A 4,789-nucleotide genomic window follows, 5' to 3' on the forward strand; every position below is an offset into this window, starting at 1 on the left:
GCCCACCCGCGTGGCTACACCCCGGCCAAGGGACGCGAGACCCCGAAGCGGCCGAGCACGGGTCGCCGCCCGGCTGGGGCCACCAAGCCGCTGACCAAGGAGGAGGCGCGCGAGCGCCGGCGGCAGGCGCGCGCCGAGGCGGCGGCGGAGTTCCGCCGGGAGGGCGGCCCCCGCGACCGCGGCCCGGAGCGGCTGCTGGCCCGCAACGTGGTCGACTCCCGGCGTACTGTCGGGACCTGGTTCTTCGGCGGCGCGCTGATCGTGCTGATCGGCTCGAACGCGGCGATGCCCCCGGTGGTCCGGCTGGTCTCCAACATCCTGTGGGGGGCGCTTGCCCTGGGCGTGGTCGTCGACTCGGTCCTGATCTCCCGCAAGATCAGGAAGCTGGTCCGGGAGCGCTTCCCGAACACCGGCCAGCGGATGGGTTCGCTCTACCTCTACGCGATCATGCGGTCCATCACGTTCCGTCGGATGCGCGCCCCCGCGCCCCGGGTCAACATCGGCGACTCGGTCTGACCGACCGACGCTCCCCGTAGAGCCGGGCCACGACGTCCTCGATCTCCGGCTCCACGACGGAGACGTCCCGCAGGCCGCCCAGCCCGGCCAACGCGGTCACCACCTCCGCCACCCCCGCCGACTCCAGGGCGAACACCAGGCGGTGCCCGTCGGCCTCCACCCGGCGCAGGGCGGCGCCGGGCACCACCGGCGGGACGGGCGGCGGGGCGTCCAGGTCGGCCACCACCAGCCGGCGCGAGCCGTACCGGCGGTGCAGGGCGGCGATCGATCCGTCGTGCACCACCCGCCCGTGGTCGATCACCACCAGCCGCCGGCAGAGCCGCTCGATGTCGGCCAGGTCGTGGGTGGTGAGGACGAGGGTGGTGTCCCCGCCCCGGCCGAGCTCGGCGAGGAAGCCACGTACGGCCTGCTTGCTGACCACGTCGAGGCCGATGGTGGGCTCGTCGAGGAAGAGGACCTGCGGCCCGTGCAGCAGGGCGGCGGTCAGCTCGCCGCGCATCCGCTGGCCGAGGGAGAGCTGCCGGACCGGGACGTCCAGGAAGGCGTCCAGGTCGAGCAGGTCCCGGCAGCGGCGCAGCCGGGAGGCGTGCGCGGCGGCCGGCACCCGGTAGACGTGCCGGAGCAGGTCGAAGGAGTCCCGCAGCGGCAGATCCCACCACAGCTGTGACCGCTGGCCGAACACCACTCCCACGCTCAACGCGAGCCGAGTGCGCTGGGCGACCGGGCGCAGCCCGCAGACCCGCACCTGGCCGGCGGAGGGCATCAGCACCCCGGTGAGGATCTTCAGGGTGGTCGACTTGCCGGCCCCGTTGGGCCCGATATAGCCGAGCATCTCGCCCCGGGCCACCCGCAGGTCGATCCCGTCGACGGCGGTGACCAGCCGCTTCTGCCGCCGCAGCCGGCCGGTTCGCACCCGGACGGTGAACTCCTTGCGCAACCCGTCGGCCACGATGACATCACTGCTCATGATCCCGTACTCCGGTAGTGACGGACCCCGGTGCGCCAGGCCGCACCGGCCACGGCGGCGGCGGGCAGCGCCACGGCCGGCGCCGCCCAGCCGACCCAATTCGGCAGGCCGAGCGGGTCGGCGCGGCCGAGCAGCGCCAGCGCCGGGTGGTAGCTGACGAAGGCGAACCCCAGGCCGTACGCGAAGACCGCGCGGAACCACCCGCCGAAGACGGTGACCGGGTACGAGGTGAAGTCCCGACCGCCGTAGGTGACCGAGTTGGCCAGCTCGCCCGAGTCGACCCACCAGAACGAGACGGTGGCGGTGGCCACGAAGAGCGACCCGAAGAAGACCACGCCGGCCAGCGGGGCGACGACCACCAGCACCGCCCGGGCGGCGGTCCACTCGATGCCGGCCGAACCGACCGCGGCGACCAGCACGGCGGTCCCGAAGACCGCGCGGGAGACCTTGCGCAGCGGGAGGTCCATCAGCAGCAGCTGGGGCAGGGTGCCGAGCGGGCGGACCAGCACGGCGTCGAAGAGGCCGGTCCGCACGTACCGGGGCAGCCGTTCGATGTTGCCGACCAGCAGGTCGGCGACGGCGAAGGCCGAGGTGGTGAGGCCAACGATCACCAGCGCCTCGCCGAGCGCGAACCCGCCCAGCTCGCGAGCCACACCGAAGATCACCACCACGGCGACGACGTCGAAGACCGTCGAGCCGACGTTGCCGACGAGATCCACCACGAACGACGTCCGGTACGCGGTCTGCGACCGTGCCTGCGCGCCGAGCAGCGCCCGGTAGGCGGCCAGCGCGCCCCCGGCGGGCGGGGCCGCGTCGCCGGTCAGGTGCGGCCCGGTCGGAGTGCCGCCCCGGTCGACCAGGCTGCGGTCAGCCACCCTGCACCACCAGCCGCCGCTCGGCGCGGCGCTGCACCAGCCGGCAGGCGCCCAGGATCGACGCCGCCCAGCACACCTGGAGAGCGACCAGTCCGATCTGGGTGGCGGTGGAGTCCCGCTCGACCAGCACGTCGAGCGGGGTCTGGAGCAGGCTCGGGAAGGGGGTGCCCAGCCAGAGCACGAGCTGGAGCCACTCGGGCAGGAAGCGCAGCGGGAAGTAGAGCCCGGCGAGCACGCCGGAGGCCACGGCCCAGAGCACCACCGGGCCCCGCACGTCGTGCAGCCAGTACGCGGTCGCGTTGACCAGGTACCGGCAGCCGAAGCAGAGCACCACGGCCACGACCACGGACAGCCCGAACAGCGGCACCGTGGACCAGCGGCGGGGCAGGTGGACCTCGAAGAACAGCGGCCCGACCAGCACCGGCGGCAGCAGGCGGACCAGTGCGGCGTGGCCGGCTCGACCCAGGTCGGCGGCGAGGTGGCTGGTCACCGGGTGCACCGGCCGGAGCAGGTCGGCGGCGATGTCGCCGGTGCGGATCCGGTCGGCGAGTTCGGTCCATCCCCACAGGAGGATGACGGCGAGCAGGCCCTGGCTGACCCAGACGAAGGTGGCCAGCTGGCCCCGGTCGTACCCGGCCACCGTGCCGGCGGCGCCGGCCGCGGCCAGCAGGACGTAGCAGCGCAGGAAGCCGAAGACGAGGTTGGTGACGACACCGGCCGCCGACGCCTGGCGGTAGGTGGAGTATCGTCGGAATCCCGATCCGGTTATAGCCCTAAATGTCCGGAACCATAGGATAACGTTTGAGGTCGTGGGCGGTGCCACAGTGGCGGTGACCGAGCCCACGCCGCTACCCTCCATCCGCAGCCACGCCGTGCCGGAGAGGCGACTTTACCGGCCCGTGCGGCGCCCAGCGCGACAATTTGCAACGAGGTGACATCGCCGTGAGCGAGCGGACGCGAGCCGGCCACCGGGACGCGGCCGTGAGCGAGCGGACGCCCACCGGCAACCCTGGCACGCCCGTTCCCGGCCGTCGCGGCGCCGGGCACGCCCGGCGCGGGCCCGCCCCGGCGCTGTCCCGTCTCCGCCTGCGCCCGGGGCTGCCCGGATGAGCCGCGGCTACGCAGACCGCTGGCACGACCCGGCCGAGCCGTCCTGGATGGTGGAGCCGACCACCGAATGGCATCCCCAGTTCCCGGGTCAGCGATACCCGGGCGACAACGGCGTCGACTACGCGCCGCCACCCGCGCCACCCGCGCCACGCGGCCGTGCGGCCGTCGTCGGTCGGGCCGAGGTGCCCCCGCTCGCGCCGACCCGGCCGGACGGGACGTACCTCGGCCGGTCCTGGGACGACGAGCCCGACGGCGGGGGCGGGCGGCACGACGGTCCGGACGGGCGGCGGCACGGTGACGAGCCGTACCGCCGGCCGACCGCCGAGCCGACCTGGCGGGACGACCGGCAGCGGTCACACCGCCCGGAGCCGGAGCACCGCAACGGCCGGGGCGACCGCTCCGGTCCTGGCGCCACAGGCCGGCCGGCGGCCGCCTCCCACCACCAGGAGCAGCCCGGCAGCGACCGGTACGACAGCCGCGCGTCCCGGCCCGAGCCGGTCGGGCGGGACGGACCCGTCTCGCCGGCCGGGCGGGCCGAGCCGGGCTGGCTGCCCGAGCCGGGCGAGGAGCCGCCGTCGCGCCGGCCCTCGGCGTCCGAGCGGCCCGACGGTGGCCGCGACCGCCGGCCGGGCGACCAGCCGCGCCGGCCCCGCTACCCGTGGGGCCGCCCGGCCGACGAGCCACGGGACGCGGCCGTGACCGCACCCCGGGACCGGCCCGCCGAGGTTCGACGCGACCGCCCGGTGGACGGTCGCCTCGACCGGCCGGTGGACGGGCAGTGGGACCGCGCGCCCGAGCGGCGGCGGGACCGGCCCGCCGACGGGCCTCGGGAGCGCCCGGCCGCGCCGTGGGACCGCAGCCAGGACGATCGGTGGGGGGGCCGCGCCCCGGACGGGCAGCGGGACCGGATGGCCGGTGACGGTGCGGGGTCCGCCGGCCGGTGGCAGCGCTCGGACGGGGGATCCGCCGGGCAGCCGTACCCCGACGGGGAGCGGCGACGACCGGAGCCGGACGAGCGGTGGCGGCCCCGCGAGACGGCGGCTCGCGCCGGGACGTACCCGGACCGGGCCCCGCGCGAGGCGGCCCGTCCGGAGGCGTACCGCGAACCCCGGACGTATCCCGCCCCGCCCCCGGACGGCGGGCTGCCCTGGCCGGAGCCCGGCGCGGTGCGGCCCGGGTACGACCACGACGCGGGCCAGCGCGCCGAACCGCGCCCCGACCACCGGCGGCCGGCCGCGCCGGTCGACCGCCGCCGCCACGAGAGCCCGCACGAGGCCCCGCCGCGGTACGACGACCGGCGCGCCGGAGGCGGGGGCAGGGC

The 4,789-nt window shown here is 76.1% G+C and carries 4 protein-coding genes and 1 pseudogene; 2 read left to right on the forward strand and 3 right to left on the reverse strand.

Going from position 1 to position 4,789, the window contains the following annotated elements; translation table 11 throughout:
• The coding region (locus tag C1I99_RS29420) for a DUF3043 domain-containing protein (RefSeq protein ID WP_111137445.1) at positions 1-516 on the forward strand (516 nt) is incomplete at its 5' end.
• Here the strand turns inward: C1I99_RS29420 and C1I99_RS29425 are convergent.
• The 3 genes from C1I99_RS29425 to C1I99_RS29435 form a co-directional block, all read right to left on the reverse strand.
• Positions 494-1,483 (reverse strand): ABC transporter ATP-binding protein, encoded by a 990-nt coding sequence (locus C1I99_RS29425; protein WP_111137446.1) that lies wholly within the window; start codon positions 1,481-1,483, stop codon positions 494-496. The two genes, C1I99_RS29420 and C1I99_RS29425, sit on opposite strands and share 23 nt — an antisense overlap.
• Positions 1,480-2,271, reverse strand: a complete 792-nt coding sequence (locus C1I99_RS29430; RefSeq protein ID WP_111137447.1) for an ABC transporter permease — start codon at positions 2,269-2,271, stop codon at positions 1,480-1,482. Before C1I99_RS29430 ends, C1I99_RS29425 begins: the two co-directional genes overlap by 4 nt.
• Positions 2,272-2,350: 79 nt before the next feature.
• Positions 2,351-3,202, reverse strand: a complete 852-nt coding sequence (locus C1I99_RS29435; RefSeq protein ID WP_111137448.1) for an ABC transporter permease — start codon at positions 3,200-3,202, stop codon at positions 2,351-2,353.
• Between the two features lie 262 nt (positions 3,203-3,464).
• On the opposite strand from C1I99_RS29435, the pseudogene C1I99_RS29440 reads away from it, so the two are divergent.
• Positions 3,465-4,789: pseudogene (locus C1I99_RS29440) on the forward strand (hypothetical protein); the annotation flags it as partial.

Origin of the sequence: Micromonospora deserti, assembly GCF_003236335.1 — a bacterium.
Taxonomy (GTDB): Bacteria; Actinomycetota; Actinomycetes; order Mycobacteriales; family Micromonosporaceae; genus Micromonospora; species Micromonospora deserti.